This is a genomic window from Pseudomonas sp. HMSC063H08, from assembly GCF_001813645.1.
Lineage (GTDB): Bacteria > Pseudomonadota > Gammaproteobacteria > Pseudomonadales > Pseudomonadaceae > Pseudomonas > Pseudomonas aeruginosa.
The window spans coordinates 366315-385961 of the sequence record NZ_KV813540.1; the positions used below are offsets into that span (position 1 = coordinate 366315).

The following is a 19647-nucleotide window of genomic DNA, read 5'->3' on the forward strand; positions in this document are numbered from 1 at the left end:
CCCGCCGAAGGCATCGGCGGGCGTGCGGTACCGGGCGGCTGCGCCGCCCACGCTTGACCCGGGCTGGCAGCGGAAGGCCTGCCCGGTATTTCCAAAGAGCCCTGTAAACAGAGCCTGATGATGAATTGGACATGGTTTCACAAGCTTGGGTCGCCCAAGTGGTTCTACGAGATCAGCGGCCGCTGGCTGCCCTGGTTCGCCGTGGCGGCGGCGCTGCTGATCGTCACCGGCTGCGTCTGGGGGCTGGCCTTCGCGCCGCCGGACTACCAGCAGGGCAATAGCTTCCGCATCATCTATATCCATGTGCCGGCGGCCTTCCTCGCCCAGTCCTGCTACGTCATGCTGGCCGTGGCCGGTGCCGTCGGGCTGATCTGGAAGATGAAGATCGCCGACGTGGCGGTGCAGTGCGCCGCCCCCATCGGCGCCTGGATGACCTTCGTCGCGCTGCTTACCGGGGCCGTCTGGGGCAAGCCGACCTGGGGCGCCTGGTGGGTCTGGGACGCGCGCCTGACGGCGATGCTGATCCTGCTTTTCCTCTATTTCGGCATCATCGCCCTCGGCCAGGCGATCAGTAACCGCGACAGCGCGGCCAAGGCCTGTGCCGTACTGGCCATCGTCGGCGTGGTGAACATCCCGATCATCAAGTACTCGGTGGAGTGGTGGAACACCCTGCACCAGCCGGCCACCTTCACCATCACCGAGAAACCGGCGATGCCGGTGGAGATGTGGTTGCCGTTGCTGATCATGGTCCTCGGCTTCTATTGCTTCTTCGCGGCCATGCTGCTGGTGCGCATGCGCCTGGAAGTGCTCAAGCGCGAGTCCCGCACCGCCTGGGCGAAAGCCGAGGTGAAGGCCCTGGTGGAGAAGGCACGATGAGCTTCGAATCGTTCGGCGACTTCCTCGCCATGGGCCATCACGGCCCCTACGTCTGGTCGGCCTACGGCATCAGCCTGCTGGTGCTGGCGATCAATGTCGCCGAGCCGCTGCTGGCCCGGCGCCGCTACCTGCAAGAAGAGGCGCGTCGTCTGCGCCGGGAGGCCCAGCAGTGAATCCGGTCCGCAAGAAACGTCTGATCATCGTCCTCGCCATCGTGGTGGGCGTCGGCGCCGCGGTGGGCCTGGCGCTGTCGGCCCTGCAACAGAACATCAACCTGTTCTACACCCCGACCCAGATCGCCAACGGCGAAGCGCCGACCGACACCCGCATACGCGCCGGCGGCCTGGTGGAAAAGGGTTCTCTGCAACGCAGCGAGGATTCGCTGAACGTGCGTTTCGTGGTCACCGACGGCGCCAAGGAAGTGACCATCGCCTACCATGGCATCCTTCCCGACCTGTTCCGCGAGGGGCAGGGCATCGTCGCCCTCGGCAAGCTGGGCGGCGACGGCGTGCTGGTGGCCGATGAAGTGCTGGCCAAGCACGACGAGAACTACATGCCGCCGGAAGTCACCAAGGCGCTCAAGGACAGCGGCCAACTGAAGCACTACGAGAACGGCAAGGCCGCCGGCGAGACCTCGTACAACCAGGAGGGCAAGTAGATGATCCCCGAACTCGGCCACCTGGCCCTGATCCTCGCCCTTTGCCTGGCCCTGGTGCAGTCGAGCCTGCCGCTGGTCGGCGCCTGGCGCGGCGACCGCCAGTGGATGAGCCTGGCGCGCCCGGCGGCCTGGGGGCAGTTCGCCTTCCTCGCCTTCGCCTTCGGCTGCCTGACCTGGGCCTTCCTGCGCGACGACTTCTCGGTGGCCTACGTGGCCGGCAACTCCAACAGCGCGCTGCCCTGGTACTACAAGTTCAGCGCCGTCTGGGGTGCCCACGAAGGTTCGCTGCTGCTCTGGGCGTTGATCCTCGGCGGCTGGACCTTCGCCGTGTCGATCTTCTCCCGGCAACTGCCGGAGGTCATGCTGGCCCGCGTGCTGGCGGTGATGGGCATGATCAGCACCGGCTTCCTGCTGTTCCTGATCATCACCTCCAACCCGTTCAGCCGCCTGCTGCCGCAGACCCCGATGGACGGCAACGACCTCAACCCGCTGTTGCAGGACGTCGGCCTGATCGTCCACCCGCCGATGCTCTACATGGGGTACGTCGGATTCTCGGTGGCCTTCGCCTTCGCCATCGCCGCACTGCTCGGCGGCCGCCTGGACGCCGCCTGGGCGCGCTGGTCGCGGCCCTGGACCCTGGTGGCCTGGGCCTTCCTCGGTATCGGCATCGTGCTCGGCTCCTGGTGGGCCTACTACGAGCTGGGCTGGGGGGGCTGGTGGTTCTGGGACCCGGTGGAAAACGCCTCCTTCATGCCCTGGCTGGTCGGCACTGCACTGATCCACTCGCTGGCGGTGACCGAGAAGCGCGGCGTGTTCAAGAGCTGGACCGTGCTGCTGGCGATCGCCGCTTTCTCCCTGAGCCTGCTGGGCACCTTCCTGGTCCGCTCCGGCGTGCTCACCTCGGTGCACGCCTTCGCCTCCGACCCGGAGCGCGGGGTGTTCATCCTCGCCTTCCTGCTGCTGGTGGTCGGTGGCTCACTGACCCTGTTCGCCCTGCGCGCGCCGGTGGTCAAGAGCCAGGTCGGCTTCGCCCTGTGGTCGCGCGAGACCCTGCTGCTGCTGAACAACCTGGTGCTGGTGGTGGCGGCCTCGATGATCCTCCTCGGGACCCTCTACCCGCTGCTGCTCGATGCCCTCAGCGGCGCCAAGCTGTCGGTCGGCCCGCCGTACTTCAACGCCATGTTCCTGCCGCTGATGGCGGCGCTGATGGCGGCCCTGGCGGTCGGCGTGCTGGTGCGCTGGAAGGACACCCCGAGCCGCTGGCTGCTCGGCATGCTGACCCCGGTGCTGGTGGCCAGCGCGGTCCTGGCGGCGGCCGGTTCGATGTACTTCGGCGATTTCAACTGGGCGGTGCTGGCGGTGTTCCTGCTGTCCGCCTGGGTGGTCCTGGCCGGTTTCCGCGACTTCCTCGACAAGACCCGGCACAAGGGCGTGCTGGCCGGAGCCCGCAGCCTGACCCGCAGCTACTGGGGCATGCAACTGGCGCACCTGGGCATCGCCGTGTGCGCCATCGGCATCGTCCTCAGCAGCCAGTACAGCGCCCAGCGTGACCTGCGCATGTCGCCCGGCGACACCGTCGAACTGGGCGGCTACCACTTCCTCTTCGACGGCGCGAAGCACCACGAAGGGCCGAACTACACCTCGGACAAGGGCAGCATCCACGTCAGCCGCGACGGCAAGGAGATCGCCACCCTGCATCCGGAGAAGCGCCTGTACACCGTGCAGAGTTCGATGATGACCGAGGCCGGGATCGATGCCGGCTTTACCCGCGACCTCTACGTGGCGCTCGGCGAGCCGCTGGAGAACGGTGCCTGGGCGGTGCGCGTGCACGTCAAGCCGTTCGTCCGCTGGATCTGGTTCGGTGGCCTGCTGATGGGCCTCGGCGGCGCCCTGGCGGCGCTCGACCGGCGCTACCGGGTGAAGGTGAAAACACGTGTGCGCGAGGCCCTGGGCCTCGCCGGTCAGGGAGCCTGAGTCTTGAAACGAGCGATTCTGCTGCTGCCGCTGGGGATCTTCCTGATCGTCGCGGTGTTCCTCTTCCGCGGCCTCTGGTTGGACCCCAGCGAGCTGCCCTCGGCGCTGATCGGCAAGCCGTTCCCGGTCTTCGACCTGCCCAGCGTGCAGGACCCGGCCCGGCGCCTGACCGAGGCCGACCTCAAGGGCAAGCCGGCGCTGGTCAACGTCTGGGGCACCTGGTGCCCGTCGTGCCGGGTCGAGCACCCGGAACTGACCCGGCTGGCCGAGCAGGGCGTGGTGATCTACGGGATCAACTACAAGGACGACAACGCCGCCGCCATCAAGTGGCTGAACGAGCTGCACAATCCCTACCTGCTGAGCATCAGCGACGCCGACGGCACCCTGGGCCTGGACCTGGGCGTGTACGGTGCGCCGGAAACCTACCTGATCGACAAGCAGGGCATCATCCGCCACAAGATCGTCGGGGTGGTCGACCAGAAAGTCTGGCGCGAGCAACTGGCGCCGCTGTACCAGCAACTGCTGGACGAGCCGGAGGCCCGATGAAGCGTTTCCTCGCCACCGCGCTGCTCGGTCTCGCCCTCTGCGGCGTGGCCCGGGCCGCCATCGACACCTACGAGTTCGCCAGCGACGCCGAGCGCGAGCGCTTCCGCAACCTGACCCAGGAACTGCGCTGCCCGAAGTGCCAGAACCAGGACATCGCCGACTCCAACGCACCGATCGCCGCCGACCTGCGCAAGCAGATCTACGGCCAGTTGCAGCAGGGCAAGAGCGACGGCGAGATCGTCGACTACATGGTTGCCCGCTACGGTGACTTCGTTCGCTACAAGCCGCCGGTCAACGAGCGTACCTGGCTGCTCTGGTTCGGTCCGGGCGCCTTGCTGCTGTTCGGCGTGCTGGTGATCGGCGTGATCGTCCTGCGCCGCCGGCGCACCGCTGCCAAGGCGCAAACCACCCTGTCCGCCGAGGAGCAAGCGCGCCTCGCCAACCTGTTGAAGAACGACAAATGATCGATTTCTGGCTCGCTGCCGGCCTGCTGCTGCTGGCGGCCCTGGCATTCCTGCTGATTCCGCTGCTGCGTGGCCGTCGCGCCCAGGCCGAGGAAGACCGTACCGCCCTGAACGTCGCGCTTTACCAGGAGCGGATCGCCGAGCTGGCCGGCCAGCAGGCCGCCGGCACGCTGACCGCCGAGCAACTGGAGAATGGCCGCGCCGAGGCTGCCCGCGAACTGCTCGCCGACACCGAGGGCAGCGGCGAGGAGCGTAGCTCGCGCCTGGGCCGGGCGATCCCGCTGGTCGCGGCGCTGCTGGTGCCGTTGGTCGCGCTCGGCCTGTACCTGCATTGGGGCGCCAGCGACAAGGTCGAGCTGGCCCGCGAATTCGCCCAGGCACCGCACTCCATGGAAGAGATGACCGCGCGCCTGGAGCGCGCGGTACAGGCCCAGCCGGATTCCGCCCAGGGCTGGTACTTCCTCGGTCGCACCTACATGACCCAGGAACGCGGCGCCGATGCGGCGCGGGCTTTCGAACGCGCCGCCGAACTCAGCGGGCGGCAGCCGGAAGTGCTCGGCCAGTGGGCGCAGGCACTGTATTTCTCCGGGGGCAAGAAAATGACCGCGCAGATCAAGGCCCTGGCCGACGAGGCGCTGAAGGGCGACCCGGCCGAAGTGACCACCCTTGGCCTGCTCGGCATCGCCGCCTTCGAAGAGCAGCGCTACGCCGACGCCATCGGCTTCTGGGAGCGCCTGGTGTCGGTGTTGCCGAACGAGGACCCGGCGCGCTCGGCGATCCAGGGCGGCATCCAGCGTGCCCGCGAACGCATGACCGAGGCCGGGCAGACCCCGCCGGCGCCGGCCGCGCCCGCTGCCGCCGGGGTGACCCTGACGGTGAAGGTGGATATCAGCGACGCGGTGAAGGGCCAGGTCAAGGCCGACGACAGCGTGTTCGTCTTCGCCCGCGCCGTCGGCGGCCCGCCGATGCCGTTGGCAGTGAAGCGCCTGACCGTCGCCGACCTGCCGGCCGAGGTCAGCCTGAGCGATGCCGACGCCATGATGCCGCAGCTCAAGCTCAGCGGTTTCCCGCAGGTCGAGCTGGTCGCGCGGGTATCCCGCGCCGGCAACGCCATCTCCGGCGAATGGATCGGACGCGGCAAACCGTTGTCTACCGCCCAGTCGTCGGCGCAAGCGCTGACCATCGACGGCCCGGACCAGCCCCAGGCGGCCCGGCCATAACGACAACGGGTTGGCGGGAGGTGCGGCGGTGAAGGCGAAGTATCTGGGTCTGGCGATTCTCCTGGGCGGTCTCGGCGGGTGCGTGGTGCATCCGCCGCAGACCAGCGAACCGCCGGCCTCGCTGCCGCCGCAAAGCCAGCCGCAGCCCGGTCCGTCCAGCGCGCCCGGCGCCACCCCGCCGCGCATCACCCCGCAACCGCAGACTCCGGCGCAGCCCAGCCGCTCGCGTCCGCAGTTCGCCCCGCCGCCAGGCGGCAAGGGCGTCTGGGACGGCAGCCTGGGGGTCTATGTGATCCGCGGCGAGCGCGATCTCTACTACCGCCAGCGTACCTACTACCGCTGGGACGGCGGCTGGTTCTGGTCCACCAGCCCGCAGGGTCCCTGGACCGAGACCGACGCCCGCGGCATCCCGCCCGGTCTCAGCCGGCGCTACGCCAATCCATGATCCCTAGGGGTTCTCCGGGTCGTGCCCGAGCGACTGGATGAACAGCGAGAACAGTTCCGGTTGCGAGGAAATGTCCAGCTTAGCGTACAGGTGGCGCCGATGGACCTTGATCGTCTCCGGCGAGATCGCCAGGCGCTCGGCCATGGCCTTCGACGAGTAGCCGCGAAGGATCAGGCGAGCGATCTCCAGCTCGCGTTCCGATAGCACGCTGGCGCCGAAGTGGCTGAGGGCGTCGCGTATCTGCGTGGCCATCTCTTCCTGCGGTGCGGCCGGCAACAGGCGCTGGCTGCGCTGCTGCCAGTGCTGCTGCATCAGCGCCAGGACCCAGCTCGAGAGCAGCCCGAGCATCCCGCATTCCTCGTCGGTGAATATCCGTTGCATCCCCAGCGATAGCGACAGCGCGCCCTGGCCGGGTACCTGGAGGATGAACTGCACCTCGTCCTCCAGCACGTTGTCGTGGAAGTAGCTGAGGTAGTACTCGCTCTGCCGGAAATGGTCCGGGGCGATCTCCTCGAGGCGGTACAGGCCGCTGGCCAGGCCTTCCCGGCAAGCCTGGTAGAAGGGGTCGAGCAGGTACAGCCCGTTCAGGTAGGCGAGCATCGAGGCCGGCCCGGCGTGCGGTTCGGCGTCGTATTCCTCCAGGGCCACCGGCACGCCGTTGGCGGGGTAGAAGATCGCCAGGGCGTTGTCGAACGGCAGGTGCTGGCGCAGCAGCAGGATCAATTGCTTCCAGAAGCGGTTGCCGCCGATCTGTTCGATGGCGCGGCCCAGGCTGGCGTGCATGCCGATGTCCCGGAACAGGGTGTGCATCCGTATTCGCTCCACGGTGGGTTTTCGCAGGCTCCGGTTTGCGGCTTTTCCACCCGCCGCGTCAAGGGGCGTAACCCCAAAGGGTGATTGGCCCGCCGGTTCCGCGCTCCTAGAGTCGGCGCATAACCAGCGCCCCGGCAAGGGGCCGCCGCGAGTCTCCGTTACTGCCTCAACTTCAATAACAATCAGAGGACAACGACATGAGCTCTTCCCCCGCGCCCGAAAGTGCGCTGAAACCCACCCTGGGCGTGTTCGACGTGGTCGCCATCACCGTTTCCGCGGTCACTCCCGCCAGTTCCGTCTTCGTCATCGCCCCTTTCGCCATCCAGCAGGCCGGCACCGGCGCTTTCTGGGCCTTCGCCCTGGCCGGGGTGCTGGCGCTGATGTTCGCCTGGTGCTATGCCGAGCTGGGCAGGGCGCACAGCACCGCCGGCGGCGAGTATGTCTACGCCAAGCGGGTGTTCGGCGGCTTGGCCGGCTACGCCACCTTCCTCACGGTGCTGGCGATGCTGCTGTTCATCCCACCGGTGCTCGCCACCGGCGCGGCGACCTACCTGAACGCCGCCCTCGGCACCCACTTCGATGCGCAGACCGTGGCCCTGGCGATCGTTGCCTTCAGCTACCTGCTGGGCATCCTCAACATTCGCGTCAACGCCTGGGTCACGGGCACCTGCCTGCTGCTGGAAGTGGCGGCGCTGCTGGTGATCGTCGGCCTCGGTTTCGGCCATGCGCAGCAGCCGGCGAGCGTCCTGCTGCAGCCGCAGGTAGTCGGCGACGGCGGGCTGCTGGCGATCGCACCCTGGGCATTGGTGATCGGAGCGGTCGGTACCGCGCTGTTCTCCTACAACGGTTTCGGCGGCGCGGTGCTGCTCGCCGAGGACATGAAGGACGGCGGCCACAGCGTGCATCGCGCGGTGCTCTGGTCGCTGGCGCTGGTGGTGCTGATCGAGATCGTCCCGCTCGCCGCGCTGCTGATCGGCGCGCCGTCGCTTCCGGCGATGCTCGCCAGCCCCGATCCGATCGGCTACCTGTTGAACAGCCATGGCAACGAGACGCTGTCGCGCCTGGTCAGCGCGGGAATCTTCCTCTCGGTGTTCAACGCCATCGTCGCCATCGTCATCCAGAGCGCCCGGGTGATCTTCAGCAGCGGTCGCGACGCGCTCTGGATGCCAGCGTTGAACCGTGCCTTCACCCGTATCCATCCGCGCTGGGAATCGCCCTGGCTGGCCACGCTGTTCCTCGCCATTCCCTCGGCGGCGCTGAGCTTCAGCTCCAACCTGGCCGAACTGACCTCGTTCACCGTGTTGCTGATCGTCATGGTCTACCTGATCGTCGCCCTCTGCGCGCTGTTCAGCCGGGTGCTGCGGCGCGACCGCGAGCATCCCTACCGGATGCCGCTGTGGCCGCTGCCAGCGCTGCTGGCGGCGAGCGGGGCGGGATACCTGCTGCTCAACCTGTTCCTGGCGGCCTCGGCCAGGGATGTGATGATCATTGTCGGACTGCTGGCGGTGTCGGTGATTCTCTACTGCACCTACGGCAAGCTCAGTCCGGCGTTCCAGAAGCTTTGAAACAGGAGTCCGCATGCGCGCTCGACAACTTGGCATCACCCTCGGCCTGGGCACTCCCGGCCCGTTCAACGCGATCACCGACGTTCCCGGCGTGCGCGTCGGCCACAGCACCCTGAACCAGCGGATCGACGGCAGGCAGGTTCGCACCGGCGTCACCCTGGTCCAGCCGCGCGCCGGTGCGGCGCGCCTGCAACCCTGCTTCGCCGGCTGCCATGTGCTCAACGGCAACGGCGACGCCACGGGCCTGGAGTGGATCCGCGAAGCCGGCCTGCTGACCACCCCGATCGCCATCACCAATACCCACAGCGTCGGCGCGGTGCGCGACGCGCTGATCGCCGAGGAGCGCGCCGAACTCGGCGACAGCGGGCTGTACTGGTGCATGCCTGTGGTGATGGAGACCTTCGACGGCCTGCTCAACGATATCTGGGGCCAGCACGTCGGCGCCCGCCAGGTCGGCGAGGCGCTGGCCTGCGCCGAGTCCGGACCGGTCCGCGAAGGTTCGGTGGGCGGCGGTACCGGGATGATCTGCCACGAGTTCAAGGGTGGCATCGGCAGCGCATCGCGGCGGCTGCCGGCGGAGCTGGGCGGCTGGACGGTGGGCGCGCTGGTCCAGGCCAACCACGGCCAGCGTCGCGAGCTGCGGGTCGATGGCTATCCGGTCGGCCGCCGGCTGGGCGACATCCCCTCGCCGTTCAGCGAGGAAGGCACCCCGGGTATGGGCTCCATCGTGGTGATCCTGGCCACCGACGCGCCGCTGTTGCCGCACCAGTGCCAGCGCCTGGCGCAGCGCGCCTCGATCGGCATCGCTCGCACCGGCGGCGGTACCGAGGACTCCAGTGGCGACGTGTTCCTCGCCTTCGCCACCGGCAACCAGGACCTGCCGCCAGCCGACTATGCGCGCAAGGACCTGCCGCAGAGCACGCCGCTGCGGATGCTCAACAACGACCACATCTCGCCGTTGTTCGCCGCGGCGGCGGAGGCGGTGGAAGAAGCCATCGTCAACGTGCTGCTGGCCGGCGAGGACATGCGCACCGAGGACGGCCGGCTGGTGCCCGCGCTGAAGGGGGAGACGCTCCTGGCGGCGCTGCGCGAGACCGGCTGGCCGGGACGCTGAAAGCGGCTCAGCGCCAGCCGCGGGTGCGCGCCACCGCTTCGCTGAAACGCACCTGCCAGCGCCGGGCGGTGCCGGCGTCGACCCGCGGCTGGAACTCCGTGCGGGTGTTGCGCGGCTCCGCCAGCTCGTAGCCGAGGCCACGCGCGGCAAGGGCGGCGCAACCGAAGGCGGTGAGTTCGTCGAAGCGCTGGGTGACGATGCGCCGTTGCAGGCTGTCGGCGAGGAACTGGGCGAAGTAGGGGCTGCGCGCCAGGCCGCCGTCGATGGACAGGCGGTCGGTGACCTTCAGGTAGCCGTCCATCGCCTGGATCACCTCGGCGCTGCGCAGCACCACGCCTTCGAGCAGGGCCTGGCAGAGGTCCTCGCGGCGGGTGCCGGCGTCCATTCCCAGCCACATCGCGCCGGCGCTGCGGTCCCAGTGCGGGCATGCGAGTCCCGACAAGGCCGGGACGAAGGCCAGCCCGCGGTCGATGGCCGGCGGCCGGTCGAAGCCGGCCAGTTCCGAGAAGTCGCTGAACAGGCCAAGACGCCCGGCCCACTCGACTGCGGCGCTGGCATCGTAGACCCCGCCGTCCATGGCGTACACCGGCTTGCCATCGATCTGCCAGGCGATGGTGGCGAGCAGGCCTGTCTCCGGCGAGCGGATGATCCGCTCGCCGCTAAGGGTCAGGGCGAAGGCGCCGGTGCCGAAGGTGATCTTCGCATCACCGGGCTGGCGGCAGCCGTGACCGTAGAGCGAGGCCTGCTGGTCAACCACCGAGGCCGTCAGCGGAGTGTTGCCGATCACCCCGAAATGGCCGACGGTATCGCGGATTTCCGGCAGGCACTCGATCGGCACGCCGAACAGGGCGCACAGTTCGGGGTCCCAGCGGCCCTCGGCGAGGTTCATCAATGCGGTGCGCGAGGCGGTGGTGACGTCGGTGGCGAAGGTTCCGCACAAGCGGTCGAGAAACCAGGCGTCGCTGGTTCCCAGGCGCAGGCGGCCGGTCTCGAGAGCCCGGCGAGCGGCAGGAAGGTGCTCGACGATCCAGCCCAGCTTGCTGGCCGAGAAATAGGCATCGAGCGGCAGGCCGCTGCGTTCCAGGACCAGCGCCTCGGCGCCGCTGGCGCGTAGACGCTCGATGTGCGGGGTGGTGCGGTTGTCCTGCCAGACGATCAGCGGCGACAACGGCTCGCCGCTGCGGGCGTCCCAGGCCATGCAGCTTTCGCCCTGGTTGGCGAGGCCGATGGCGTCGACCCGGCCGCTGGCCTCCAGGCAGCGTTGCAGGTTGGCCAGCAGTTCCAGCGGATCGTGCTCGACCCAGCCGGACTGCGGATGGTGTTGCTGGTGACGCAGCGCCAACTGAATATCGGCGCTGCCGTCCTGGCTGGCGACCAGCACGCGGGTACTGGTGGTTCCCTGGTCGAGGGCGGCGATTCGCATGGTCGGTTCTCTTCGCGGGTTCAGTGGCCGGAGGTGAGGAAGGCGACTTCCAGGCGCCGGGTGTCCGGCGGTAGGCGCAGGGCGGCCAGCGGCACCAGCAGGCGGCGCTCCGGCAGGCAGGACAGGGCGCGTTCCCACACCGGGCGACCATCGGCCAGTATCCGCAGGCGTCCGCTGGCGGCCTCGCTTACGCGTAGCTGCAGATGCGCCAGGCCGGGTGTCGGGTCGGCCAGCAGCCGCTGCGGCACGCACAGCTTGAGCGGACCGCTGCAATCGATGGCGATACCGGGCGCGGCGACCGGCAGTTCGGCCCGCAGGTCGGCGGCCAGCAGGCCGGCTATCCTTCGTCCCTCGCGGAACGACCAGCCGGCGGTCTCGATCGGCCGGAGCAGGTTGCCGGCGGCGAAATAGGCGGGGTCGGAGCAGCGGCCGAACTGATCGATGCGCGGGCCGCCGCTGGCCGGGTCCAGTTCCAGGTGGCTGAGGCGGACCAGGCTCGATTCGGGAACGAAGCGTCCGCTGAGGAGGATGCCGTCGCAGGCGATCCGTTCGACCCGCCCGTCGCCCAGGCGTACCCGCGCCGCCTCGACCCGGCCGCGGCCTTCGATCTCCAGCAGCTCGCTGGAGAAGTGCATCGGCACTCCGCACAGCCTGGGAAACAACGATAGCGGCCAACGCGCGGTGGCCCGTGCGTTGCGTTCGAGCATGGCCACCGGGCGGATGCCGGCACGCCGGCAGCTCATCACGGCGGACAGGCTGACCAGCTCGGTGCCGACGATCAGCGGCCGTTCGAACGGCTTCAGGCCTTGCAGATAGAGATAGGCTTGCAGCGCGCCGGTATTGATCACGCCCAGTGGCCGGTCGCCGCCCAGCAGGCGCGCCGAGCGCGGCGTCTCGCGTGCGCCGGTGGCCAGCAGCACGCGTGTCGCGCGCAGACTGCGCGGGCCTTCGGGGGTGGCCAGTTGCAGCAGACCGGCGGCGGCGAGAGCGACCACGCTATGGCGCAGGCGGATATCCACCCCGGCCCGTTCAGCCTGTTCGACGTTACGCAGCGCGTAGGCCGGGCCAGTCAACAGGCGGCCGTGCTCGCGCAGGCCGAACGGCGGATGCGCGCAATGCCGGGGTATACCGCCGGCCTCGCCGTCGCGCTCCAGCACGCAGACCCGGGCGACGCCCTGGCGGCGTAGTTCGATGGCGGCCGCCAATCCGGCGGGACCGCTGCCGACGATGGCGACGTCGACCTGTTCAGTGATGCTCATGGCAACTCCCGGTGGCGAGGGGCTGGGCGAGGCGGCCGGCGCTCAGCTCGGCGACCCGCGCGTTGCAGTAGAAACCCTGGCAGCGTCCCATGCAGGCGCGGGTGCGACGCTTCAGGCCGCCGAAGTCGCCGGCTGGCAGCGGGCCTTCCAGGGCGGCGAGGATTTCCCGGCGGGTGACCATCTCGCAGTGGCAGACGATCTCGTCGTAGCCGGGACGCTGCCAGTCGCGCGGCAGGTGTTCGGCGAGGTTCGGTACCTGCGGCCAGAGCGGCTCGCGAACCGCTTCGTGGAAGCGCCCACCCTGGTAGAGACGATAGACGTGGCGTGCGATGCCCAGCGCCGCGGTGAGACCGGTGGAACGGATGCCGCCGACACTGATCCAGTTGCGTCCGTCGACCTGGCGGATGCGGTATTCCTTCTTTTCGCTGGCCGGCCGCAATCCTGCGTAGGTGGCGGTGACCGGCATGCCGCGCAGGCCAGGGAGCCGCTCGACGGCGGCGTCGATCAGTCGCTGCAGGGTGTCGCTGTCGACCCGTGCCTGTTCGCGGTCGTCCTGTTCCTCGGCGGTGGGGCCGGCGAGCAGGTTGCCGAAGACAGTACGGGTGAATACCACGCCTTTGGTCCGCTCGTTGGGTACCGGCAGCAGGATGTGCCGCAGCAGCGCCGCGGCGGCCTTGTCGAAGACCACGAACTGGCCCTTGCGCGGATGGATGGCGAAGCTCGCCGCGCCGAGCAGGCGCTGTTCCAGTTGGTCACCGAAGAGTCCGGCGCAGTTGATTACCTGGCGCGCGCGCAGATCGCCGCGGCGGGTATGCAACAGCCATTCGCCGCCGTCGAAGGCGCCGTCCAGCACCTCGACGTTGAAACAGGCCTCGGCGCCATGGGCCTGCGCCTGTTGCAGATAGGCGAGCGGCGCGGACCAGGGGTCGATCAGATGCTCACCGGGGACCCGCACCGCACCGAGCACATTGCCGGCCAACTGCGGCTCCAGCGCCAGGACCTCGTCGCGACCGATCTGGCGGACGTCATCGACACCGTTGCCGTGGGCCTGCTCGACGATGGCCGGCAGGCGCGCCAGATCCTCGTCGCTCCATGCCGCCACCAGGGCGCCGGTTTCCAGCAGCGGCAGGTTGAGGCGCGCATGGATGTCGCGGTATTCGCGATAGCCCTCCTGCATGCAGGCCAGTTCGATGCTGCCGGGCGGCGCGTCGAAACCGGTATGGAGGATCGCGCTGTTGCCCTTGCTGGCACCGGAGAGGATGTCGGTGCTTTTTTCCAGCAGGACCACCCGCGCACCTTCCAGGGCGAAGCGGCGGGCCATGGCGCAACCCACCACGCCAGCGCCGATCACTGCAACGTCGAAGATCGCGGTCTTTGTCGCAAGCGGCTCAGTCATCGTTTCTGCCTGTTTCTTTTGGTATCAGTTTGCTTTTTGACCGTAACACTGATTTTTCACACAGAATTTTATGTGAAATTTGTTGTTTTAATGTGGCAACTGAAAGAGAAACAGTCAATCGATTAATCGACGGGCAGCCACCGGCACAGCCCCGGCCTGTCTCCGGGGCTGCCCGCGAGGGGAGTCAGGCCTGCGGGGTGCGCAGGGGGGCTTCGTGGACTTCCACCCGCGCCTGTTGCAGGGCTTCCCAGAGTTCCCCGGTAGGCTTGCGGTCGACCACCAGGCGGTTGATCCGGCTCAGCGGGAAGACCTGGAACAGGGCGCGCCGGCCGAGCTTCGAGGAGTCGGCGATAACCGTCAGTTGGCGGGCCTGGGCGATCATGGCACGGGCGATCTCGGCTTCCTCGATGGAAAAATCCATGGCGCCATCGCCGTTCAGCGCGCCGACGGTGATCACCGCATGCTCGGCGTTGAACCGGGCGATCTGCTCAATGGCCAGGGCGCCGACGTTCTGTTCGGATTCCGGGCGGTACTCGCCGCCGATCATGAATGCACGGTTGCCGGAGGCGCCGACGCTGCCGGCGATCAACAGCGAGTTGGTGATCACCGTCAGATGGCTCTGGCGCGCCAGTTCGCGGGCGAACAGCAGGGTGGTGGTGCCGGTGTCGATGAAGATGCTGTCACCGGGCCCGAACAGGCCGGCGGCGTAGCGGGCGACTGCGCGTTTTTCCTGGGCGTGCTCGTTCATTCGGGTCTGGAAGGCGTTCTCGTGCTCGCCGCTGGGCGGCAGGGCGGCCCCTCCGTGGAATTTGCTGACCAGGCCTTGTTCGGCCAGCGCGGCGAGGTCGCGGCGAATGGTTTCCTGGGAGGTGGAAAGGGTCCGCGCCAGTTCGTCCACCGAGATCCGCTCGCGCTGGCGCAGCAATTCGAGAATGTGGCGGCGGCGTTCCTCGGGGCGCATCGTGTTCTCCCATGGGCCGCATCCTGGTGCGGCGATTGTTACCGTGAATCGCCCGGTAGCGCCTGGCGGCGCTGGGCGGAAGGGGGCGGGGCGAGGCTTTGCGCAGGCCCGGCGGAAAATCCCACAGGTCCGTAAGGCAGGTACGCTCTTGGATTGGCCGCCTACTTGACCGTATGGGTGACCAATTTAGGTAAAACGAACCTTCAAATCAACACGAAAACCAAATTGTGGCACGCGAAATGCGAGTGTTCGCTTCGGCGGAGCGACCGGCGTGGCCGGCCTCCCGACCAGACAACCAGAAGAACGCATCCCGCTACGGGAGCCTGCCGAGGGGAGAACGACGCAGATGGCCGAGTTCGGAAACTATGTGATTTACCTGATCATGCTGGGTGCGGTACTTGGCGCGCTGGCTTCCATCCTGCGCCCGGAAAGCGGTCTGGGCCGCGAGTTCGTCAACGGCATCCACGCCATCGGTCCGGTGTTCCTCGCCCAGGCCGGCATCATGGTAGCCATTCCCTATCTGTCGAAGGCGATTTCCCATGCCCTCGGCCCGTTCTTCCAGACCCTCGGTTCCGACGTATCCATCGCCGCGCTGTCGATCATCGCGGTGGACATGGGCGGCTACCAGTTGGCCGATGCCCTGACCGCCAACCGCGACATGTGGATTACCGCCATGCTGGTGGGCTACACCTCCGGCGCGACCATCGTCTACCTGATCCCGGTCGGCCTGACCATGCTAGAGCGCAAGGACCACAAGTACCTGGCGCTGGGGGCGATGGCCGGGTTGATCAGCATTCCGTTCGCGGTGCTGGCGGCGTTGCTGCTGATTACCCTCAACCACATCCCGGTGCGCGAACTGGTATCGACCGGTTCGCCGGCCCTGCACTACCTGTCGCTGGACTTCCTCGGCATGCTTCGGCTGCTGGCGCCACTGTTCGTCTTCTGCTTCCTGCTGGCCGCCGGCCTGAAGTACCGGGCGACGGCGATGGTCACCGGGTTCCTGGTATTCGGCAAGGTGATGGACGCGTTCATCAAGATGGCCCTGGCGCTTTCCATTGTCCAGCACTTCACCGGAGTCTTCACCAAGGTCTTCGGCGGCTGGGGCTTCGACCCGATGTTCGCCGACGAGAAAGAGTTGTTCCGCGCCATCGAGATCGCTGGCTACATCGGCATCATGCTGGCCGGGACCTTCCCCATCTGCTACCTGTTCCAGCGCTACTGCAAGCGCCCGATGGCGGTCCTCGGCCGTTACCTGGGGCTGTCCCAGCCGGGCGCCACCGCCTTTGTCATGGTGCTGGCGAACATCATCGCCACCTACCACCTGTTCAAATACATGAATGCTCGCGACAAGGTGCTTTGCGTGGCCCTGGGCGTCTGCGCCCAGGCCACCATCGGCGATCACCTGGCATTCACCGCCAACTTCCAGCCGACGCTGATCCTGCCGATCCTGCTCGGCAAATTGTTCGGCGGCCTGCTGGCGGTATTCATCGCCATCCGCATCTCGGTGCCTGCCGCCGAGCGCTATGCCCGGCAGGAGCAGGAGCATGACGAGGCGGAAAAAAGCGCCCTGCACGCAGCCTGAAACATCCCCCGACGAGCGCCGCGAGCCATCGCGGCGTCGCTTTCCGCAACGAGGTAACCATGCGCAAGATATTCCTAGCCTGTCCCTACAGCCATGCCGACGCCGAGGTGGTCGAGCAGCGCTTCCGTGCCTGCAACGAGGTCGCGGCGACCATCGTCCGCGCCGGCCACGTGGTATTCAGCCAGGTTTCCATGTCCCACCCGATCAACCTGTGCCTGGCCGATCTCGACCGCGCGGCGATCGGCAGGTTGTGGGCGCCGGTGGACGCCTTCTACATGGATCACCTGGAAGAGCTGATCGTCCTCGACCTGCCGGGCTGGCGAGACAGCGCCGGCATCCGCCGCGAGATGGAGTTCTTCGAGGCCGGCGGACAGCGGGTGAGCCTCTGGTCCGAGGTGGAGCACGAGTTTCGCTGAGGCGGCAGTGGCTGAACTGCAAGCCGAATGAAAAAGCCGGAAGCGCGAGCGCTTCCGGCTTTTTCGTCGAGCGGCGAGGGATCAGTTGGGGCTGTAGATCTGGTCGAATACGCCGCCGTCGATGAAGTGGGTCTTCTGCACGCTGCGCCAGTCGCCGAAGGTCTTCTCCACCGAGAAGAAGTCGACTTTCGGGAAGCGGTCGGCGAACTTGGCGAGGATCTCCGGGTTGCGCGGGCGCAGGTAGTTGTTGGCGGCGATGGTCTGGCCCTCGTCCGACCACAGGTACTTCAGGTAGGCCTCGGCCTGGGCGCGGCTGCCTTTTTTCTCGACCACCTTGTCGACCACCGCCACCGGAGGCTCGGCCTCGGCGGACACGCTCGGGTAGACCACCTCGAAGCCGCCTCGGCCGAATTCGCGGGCGATCATCTCGGCTTCGTTCTCGAAGGTCACCAGTACGTCGCCGATCTGGTTCTGCATGAAGGTAGTGGTGGCGGCGCGGCCGCCGGTGTCGAGCACCGGTACCTGCTTGAACAGCTTGCCGACGAATTCCTTGGCCTTGTTCTCGTCACCGCCGTTCTTCAGCACGTAGCCCCAGGCGGAGAGATAGGTATAGCGGCCGTTGCCGGAGGTCTTGGGGTTCGGCACCACTACCTGGACGCCGTCCTTGAGCAGGTCCGGCCAGTCCTTCAGGGCCTTGGGGTTGCCCTTGCGAACGATGAACACGGTGGCCGAGGTGAACGGCGCGCTGTTGTTCGGCAGGCGGGTCGCCCAGTCCTTCGGCACCAGGCCGCCGTTGTCGGCGAGGGCGTCGATGTCGGTGGCCTGGTTCATGGTGATGACGTCGGCGGGCAGACCGTCGATCACCGAGCGCGCCTGCTTGCTGGAACCGCCATGGGACATCTGGATGGTGATGTTCTCGCCTTTCTCCGCTTTCCAGTATTTCTGGAAGGCCGGGTTGTATTCCTTGTAGAAGTCGCGCATCACGTCGTAGGAGACGTTGAGCAGGGGCTGGGCGGCGTGAGCGGCGCCGCCGAGCGCCAGGCCGGCGGCCAGCAGGGAGGCGCTGAACAGTCGTTTCACAGGGCAGTTCCTTTGGGCATGTTGTAGTGGCTCGACTATAACGTCGGGTTATATGCAGGGTAAATATCAAAAACTGCTTTGCTTATTACCCGCTCGAGCCTATGCCGCGGCCGGCGCTTTGGCCAGCGCTAGTCGAGGCCGCTGACCGCCAGGTCCTTGGGATACTCCACGCTGAACTTCAGGGTGGCGCTGCGTTTCTCGCCGGGTTGCAGGGTCCAGTCCCACTTCAGCTTGCCGTCGTCCTCGCGCTTGATTTCCTGCGCCTTGGGTTCCAGCAAGGTGACCTGGATCTGCTCGTTGCGCGAGACCGGCAACTGGTCCTCGAACTGCACGCGTTCGGCGTTCTTGTGGTTGTTGCGCACGTCGATGCGGAATTCGTAGTTGACCCGCGTGCGGTTGCCGATCAGGCCGCTGCTGTCGGTGTAGCGCTTGACCAGCTTGCGTTCGATGCCGATGCCCTCGTCGGCGCCCAGTGCCAGTTCGAAGCTTTCCCCGGGCATCACCCCGCGCAGATGGCCGCTGGCGACGAAGCTGTTGCCGAGAAAGGTATTCAGGGTGCCGGGGAGCAGCGGGTAGTCGCTGTCGTTGCGGGTTTCCGCCTCCAGGTAGGCGGTTTCGCGCAGGGCCGGGGCCGCCAGGTAGCGCAGCTTGGCCGGCATTTCCAGGTGGGCGATGGTGACCTTCTGCGCGCTGCCGTCGCTGTTCAGGGTCGCCGGCACGGGGATGTGGAAAGAGGCGCTGGCGGCTCCGCTGCTGACCTCCGCGGTGGCGAGCCGCGCCTCGGCCAGCTTCGGCGCCGAGGCCGGCATGGCCATCTTCGCCGAGGTCCTGGCGATGGGCGCGGCTTGCGGCATGGGCGCCGGAGCGTCCTGCATGGCCATCTCGGCACCGTAGTAGGCGTTGGGCGCGTCGATGTCGACGATCCAGGGATTCAGCCGCGGTACGTTGCCGCCCAGGGCCGGACGGGCGGTGGAGAGGGTCAGGTCGATGTCGGTCCAGTCTTCGCCGCTGCTCTGCCGGACCAGGCCCTGGTAGGTCAGTTCGATGGTCTTCGCGCCGTCGCGCAGGCGCGCGTCGTAGGTCGGCTGCCAGGAGGCGTCGCGCAGGGTGTAGTCGAGCTTCACCTCGACCTGTGCCGGTTGCTCCAGGGCGACCCGCAGGACCGCGCGCTTGAAGCGCTTGCCGTCGCCGTTGAGGGTGCCGCGCTGCTCCTGCAACTGCTGCTTGCGCTGTTCCAGTTCGGCGGCGCGGTCGTCCAGCTGGCGCTGCTCGGCGAGCAGGCGTTCGAGGTTGCCTTCGGTCAGTTGCAGCAGGCTCTTCAGCTCGTCGATGCCGGGCATGGGGCGATCCTTGCCGGGCTGGGTGCTGCCGCTCTGGATGTCGGCGAGGAACTTCTTCTGCGCTTCGAGCACGCTGCCGCGGTCATGGATTTCCCGCAGTTGCCGGTCTATCTCGCGCAGTTGCTGGTCGAGTTGCTGCACACGGTTGTCGTCCGGGCGCTCGACCCGTTGCGCGGCGCTGCTGACGTCGAGCAGGGTGGCGGCGGCGCTGGCGCCGAGGGACGCGCGCAGGCTGGTGTCGTCTAGCTGGAAGGGCAGTTGCTCCAGGGCGATCTCATGCTGGCCCTTGGGCAATTGCAGGCGGGCGGTGCGGGTGACCACGGCACGGTCGGCGTAGACGGTGACGGCGCTGATGCGGCTGTCGACCGCTTGTGGCGCGGCCAGCAACGGAGCGCTGGCGAACAGGCCGGCGAACAGGAGCGGAGAGGCGGCGAGTCGATTCACGATATCTCTTCCTTGGGCGGATGGAGGGGCGAGGAACCCGTGCGTGCGGTCCCTTCCTGCTGCCTGAGACG

At 67.6% G+C, this 19647-nt stretch carries 19 protein-coding genes; 12 read left to right on the forward strand and 7 right to left on the reverse strand.

Annotation, left to right across the window (positions count from 1 at the left end; all coding sequences use genetic code 11):
• Positions 1–117: 117 nt before the first annotated feature.
• From HMPREF2924_RS24155 to HMPREF2924_RS24190, 8 genes are read left to right on the forward strand one after another with little or no spacing between them, the layout of a single operon-like run.
• Positions 118–876, forward strand: coding sequence for a heme ABC transporter permease (locus HMPREF2924_RS24155; protein WP_003083135.1), 759 nt, complete (start codon positions 118–120; stop codon positions 874–876).
• A complete protein-coding gene (gene ccmD, locus HMPREF2924_RS24160) occupies positions 873–1049 on the forward strand; it encodes a heme exporter protein CcmD (protein WP_003083136.1) in 177 nt (58 codons plus the stop codon). The genes HMPREF2924_RS24155 and ccmD overlap by 4 nt, the downstream gene beginning before the upstream one ends.
• A complete protein-coding gene (gene ccmE, locus HMPREF2924_RS24165) occupies positions 1046–1534 on the forward strand; it encodes a cytochrome c maturation protein CcmE (RefSeq protein ID WP_003083137.1) in 489 nt (162 codons plus the stop codon). Before ccmD ends, ccmE begins: the two co-directional genes overlap by 4 nt.
• Positions 1535–3508, forward strand: coding sequence for a heme lyase CcmF/NrfE family subunit (locus tag HMPREF2924_RS24170; RefSeq protein WP_003107324.1), 1974 nt, complete (start codon positions 1535–1537; stop codon positions 3506–3508). It abuts the gene before it with no gap.
• Positions 3509–3511: 3 nt separating this feature from the next.
• Positions 3512–4054, forward strand: coding sequence for a thiol:disulfide interchange protein DsbE (dsbE, locus tag HMPREF2924_RS24175; protein ID WP_003133171.1), 543 nt, complete (start codon positions 3512–3514; stop codon positions 4052–4054).
• Positions 4051–4518 (forward strand): cytochrome c maturation protein CcmH, encoded by a 468-nt coding sequence (gene ccmH, locus HMPREF2924_RS24180; protein ID WP_003133169.1) that lies wholly within the window; start codon positions 4051–4053, stop codon positions 4516–4518. Before dsbE ends, ccmH begins: the two co-directional genes overlap by 4 nt.
• Positions 4515–5738: a c-type cytochrome biogenesis protein CcmI gene (gene ccmI / locus HMPREF2924_RS24185; protein ID WP_003087153.1), complete on the forward strand. Its 1224-nt coding sequence runs from the start codon at positions 4515–4517 to the stop codon at positions 5736–5738. Before ccmH ends, ccmI begins: the two co-directional genes overlap by 4 nt.
• Before the next feature lie 28 nt (positions 5739–5766).
• Positions 5767–6183 (forward strand): hypothetical protein, encoded by a 417-nt coding sequence (locus HMPREF2924_RS24190; RefSeq protein WP_003087156.1) that lies wholly within the window; start codon positions 5767–5769, stop codon positions 6181–6183.
• A gap of 3 nt (positions 6184–6186) precedes the next feature.
• On the opposite strand, the gene HMPREF2924_RS24195 is transcribed toward HMPREF2924_RS24190, so the two are convergent.
• Positions 6187–6993 carry a helix-turn-helix transcriptional regulator gene (locus HMPREF2924_RS24195; RefSeq protein WP_003133167.1) on the reverse strand — a complete coding sequence of 269 codons (807 nt, stop codon included), beginning with the start codon at positions 6991–6993 and terminating at the stop codon, positions 6187–6189.
• A gap of 200 nt (positions 6994–7193) precedes the next feature.
• On the opposite strand from HMPREF2924_RS24195, the gene HMPREF2924_RS24200 reads away from it, so the two are divergent.
• Together HMPREF2924_RS24200 and HMPREF2924_RS24205 are read left to right on the forward strand one after the other, a co-directional pair.
• Positions 7194–8561: an APC family permease gene (locus tag HMPREF2924_RS24200; RefSeq protein ID WP_003117793.1), complete on the forward strand. Its 1368-nt coding sequence runs from the start codon at positions 7194–7196 to the stop codon at positions 8559–8561.
• 13 nt (positions 8562–8574) lie between these two features.
• The gene (locus HMPREF2924_RS24205) at positions 8575–9675 is read left to right on the forward strand and encodes a DmpA family aminopeptidase (protein ID WP_003133165.1); all 1101 of its coding nucleotides are present in this window, start codon (positions 8575–8577) and stop codon (positions 9673–9675) included.
• Positions 9676–9682: 7 nt separating this feature from the next.
• On the opposite strand, the gene HMPREF2924_RS24210 is transcribed toward HMPREF2924_RS24205, so the two are convergent.
• The 4 genes from HMPREF2924_RS24210 to HMPREF2924_RS24225 all read right to left on the reverse strand — a co-directional run bounded on the left by HMPREF2924_RS24210 (position 9683) and on the right by HMPREF2924_RS24225 (position 14714).
• Positions 9683–11098, reverse strand: coding sequence for a glycerol kinase (locus tag HMPREF2924_RS24210; RefSeq protein ID WP_003133163.1), 1416 nt, complete (start codon positions 11096–11098; stop codon positions 9683–9685).
• 20 nt (positions 11099–11118) lie between these two features.
• Positions 11119–12357, reverse strand: coding sequence for an NAD(P)/FAD-dependent oxidoreductase (locus HMPREF2924_RS24215; RefSeq protein WP_003133161.1), 1239 nt, complete (start codon positions 12355–12357; stop codon positions 11119–11121).
• Positions 12344–13753 carry an NAD(P)/FAD-dependent oxidoreductase gene (locus HMPREF2924_RS24220; protein WP_009314775.1) on the reverse strand — a complete coding sequence of 470 codons (1410 nt, stop codon included), beginning with the start codon at positions 13751–13753 and terminating at the stop codon, positions 12344–12346. The genes HMPREF2924_RS24215 and HMPREF2924_RS24220 overlap by 14 nt, the downstream gene beginning before the upstream one ends.
• Before the next feature lie 184 nt (positions 13754–13937).
• Complete coding sequence (locus HMPREF2924_RS24225) at positions 13938–14714, reverse strand: DeoR/GlpR family DNA-binding transcription regulator (protein ID WP_003083169.1); 777 nt, start codon at positions 14712–14714, stop codon at positions 13938–13940.
• A gap of 346 nt (positions 14715–15060) precedes the next feature.
• Between HMPREF2924_RS24225 and eutH the strand changes: the two genes are divergently transcribed.
• Entirely contained in the window at positions 15061–16296 is a 1236-nt protein-coding gene (eutH, locus tag HMPREF2924_RS24230; protein ID WP_003087169.1) for an ethanolamine utilization protein EutH, read from the forward strand.
• A gap of 59 nt (positions 16297–16355) precedes the next feature.
• Positions 16356–16712, forward strand: coding sequence for a DUF1937 family protein (locus tag HMPREF2924_RS24235; RefSeq protein WP_003087170.1), 357 nt, complete (start codon positions 16356–16358; stop codon positions 16710–16712).
• A gap of 81 nt (positions 16713–16793) precedes the next feature.
• Here the strand turns inward: HMPREF2924_RS24235 and HMPREF2924_RS24240 are convergent, their stop codons facing one another.
• Both HMPREF2924_RS24240 and muiA read right to left on the reverse strand, forming a co-directional pair.
• Positions 16794–17792: a sulfate ABC transporter substrate-binding protein gene (locus tag HMPREF2924_RS24240; RefSeq protein WP_003087175.1), complete on the reverse strand. Its 999-nt coding sequence runs from the start codon at positions 17790–17792 to the stop codon at positions 16794–16796.
• Positions 17793–17920: 128 nt separating this feature from the next.
• Entirely contained in the window at positions 17921–19576 is a 1656-nt protein-coding gene (gene muiA, locus HMPREF2924_RS24245; protein WP_003133157.1) for a mucoidy inhibitor MuiA, read from the reverse strand.
• Positions 19577–19647: the final 71 nt, after the last annotated feature.

Bases quoted from the DNA above. Each gene is read 5' to 3' on its own strand.
- HMPREF2924_RS24200 (WP_003117793.1), top strand. From the start codon at position 7,194: ATGAGCTCTTCCCCCGCGCCCGAAAGTGCGCTGAAACCCACCCTGGGC.
- HMPREF2924_RS24195 (WP_003133167.1), bottom strand. From the start codon at position 6,993: ATGCACACCCTGTTCCGGGACATCGGCATGCACGCCAGCCTGGGCCGC.
- eutH (WP_003087169.1), top strand. From the start codon at position 15,061: ATGGCCGAGTTCGGAAACTATGTGATTTACCTGATCATGCTGGGTGCG.
- HMPREF2924_RS24235 (WP_003087170.1), top strand. From the start codon at position 16,356: ATGCGCAAGATATTCCTAGCCTGTCCCTACAGCCATGCCGACGCCGAG.
- HMPREF2924_RS24170 (WP_003107324.1), top strand. From the start codon at position 1,535: ATGATCCCCGAACTCGGCCACCTGGCCCTGATCCTCGCCCTTTGCCTG.
- HMPREF2924_RS24205 (WP_003133165.1), top strand. From the start codon at position 8,575: ATGCGCGCTCGACAACTTGGCATCACCCTCGGCCTGGGCACTCCCGGC.
- HMPREF2924_RS24210 (WP_003133163.1), bottom strand. From the start codon at position 11,098: ATGCGAATCGCCGCCCTCGACCAGGGAACCACCAGTACCCGCGTGCTG.
- ccmH (WP_003133169.1), top strand. From the start codon at position 4,051: ATGAAGCGTTTCCTCGCCACCGCGCTGCTCGGTCTCGCCCTCTGCGGC.
- HMPREF2924_RS24215 (WP_003133161.1), bottom strand. From the start codon at position 12,357: ATGAGCATCACTGAACAGGTCGACGTCGCCATCGTCGGCAGCGGTCCC.
- HMPREF2924_RS24155 (WP_003083135.1), top strand. From the start codon at position 118: ATGATGAATTGGACATGGTTTCACAAGCTTGGGTCGCCCAAGTGGTTC.
- ccmI (WP_003087153.1), top strand. From the start codon at position 4,515: ATGATCGATTTCTGGCTCGCTGCCGGCCTGCTGCTGCTGGCGGCCCTG.
- HMPREF2924_RS24225 (WP_003083169.1), bottom strand. From the start codon at position 14,714: ATGCGCCCCGAGGAACGCCGCCGCCACATTCTCGAATTGCTGCGCCAG.
- ccmD (WP_003083136.1), top strand. From the start codon at position 873: ATGAGCTTCGAATCGTTCGGCGACTTCCTCGCCATGGGCCATCACGGC.
- HMPREF2924_RS24220 (WP_009314775.1), bottom strand. From the start codon at position 13,753: ATGACTGAGCCGCTTGCGACAAAGACCGCGATCTTCGACGTTGCAGTG.